The 1,454-nt window shown below is 42.4% G+C and carries 2 pseudogenes; both read left to right on the top strand.

Annotated features, from left to right (window positions below):
• Positions 1–81 precede the first annotated feature (81 nt).
• Positions 82–1,200 (top strand): annotated as a pseudogene (locus F6K37_RS42165) (ISKra4 family transposase).
• 72 nt (positions 1,201–1,272) lie between these two features.
• Positions 1,273–1,454: pseudogene (locus F6K37_RS42160) on the top strand (transposase); the annotation flags it as partial.

Genomic DNA, 1,454 nt, shown 5'->3' with positions numbered 1-1,454 from the left:
TAATCGCGAATTAAATGAGTAGAGAACTGGACTACATGTACCCTGGCATAATAGAGAGGTAGATGTTCATACCCTTTGATCATGACCAGAGCCGAACAGGAAGAACTGGAAGCTTGTTTAAAACGAGCCAGTGAGATCCTTTATAACAATACTGACACGGATAGTTTGGAAAACCTAGCAGATATCGAAATGGCAGTTAGAGAGCAGGTTCTAGAACATGTCAGTCCCAAAATTGCCCTTTTTTTATCACCAAAAAGACCCAAACCCGACGAGGAAAAACCCGAACCCTAAAAAGCTGCTTGGGAAAACTGAAGATTACGAAAAAACAAGCAGATGCTTTAGGGATAGAAGCCTATACACGCCATAGTCCTCTGCTGGAAAAATGCTGTCTCCTCTTAAGTGCCAATGAATCTTATCAAAATGCAGAGAGTGACTTGTATCTGTTAACTGGGCTAAAAGTCGGTCACTCCACTCATCATCGCAAAGTGAACCAAATTGACCTACCACTTCCTGATCTAAAACTTGAGTTATCCGAGATAAGTGTTGATGGGGGAAAAATTCGTCTGAGGACAAAAGCTTTAGGAGAACCGAGTTTTTGGCAAGAATACAAAACAGCCCGTTTACAAGCGATGCAGCGCGGTCTTGGGGGTTCCCCCCATGAGCGACTGCATCAAGACAGGGATTTATTACGGAGCCTTCTTTCAAGATAACCTATCTTTAACGGATTGGATAAATAGTCAAAGATTAACCTCGCCCTTGTACTGCTTAGGAGATGGACATGATGGAATCTGGAACATATTTGCTGAAATTGGAGAGACTAAGGATAGGATTGAAATCTTGGACTGGTATCACCTAACCGAAAACCTGCATAAAATAGAAACGAAAAAATCCATCAAAGAACAGTTAGAGGCTTACTTGTGGATGGGACAGGTATCCGAGGCTCGGAAGTTGTTGAAGTCGGTTCAGCCCGTGGGAGGAACGAACTTTCTTAACTATCTTAACAAGCACCGTCAAAGGTTAATCAATTATCAATGGTTTCAACGGGAACAAATTTGTTCAATTGGCAGCGGAGCTGTGGAATCAGCCGTCAAACAAATAAGCCACCGTGTTAAACTAACTGGAGCCCAGTGGCTAAGAGAAAATGTGGCTAATATCTTACAACTTCGTTGTGCTTATTTAAACGGTCAGCTAGCTATTTAAGCACTTAAAAATCCTTGGGAGTCCAATTCGCGAGTTATAATCGCGAATATATTTTGATGGAGATTTAGATCAATGGGCAGAAGAGTTTCCAGTAAGTCACCACAAGATAAACTAGAGAGAATAACTCGTTTACAGACGGCAATTGCTAGTCTCGAAACCTACAAAAATTTCTTCGAGGGTCAAGGAGAACTCGCCCCGTCAGGTGTCTGGGTAGCGCGTTATCAAGTTCGACAGCCCCAAAAAGCCTACTGGTA

It is taken from the genome of Moorena sp. SIO4E2, from assembly GCF_010671945.1.
Classification (GTDB): Bacteria; Cyanobacteriota; Cyanobacteriia; order Cyanobacteriales; family Coleofasciculaceae; genus Moorena; species Moorena producens.
The sequence above is the reverse complement of the archived record's forward strand: the minus strand, read 5'-3'. Positions and strand labels throughout refer to the sequence as shown.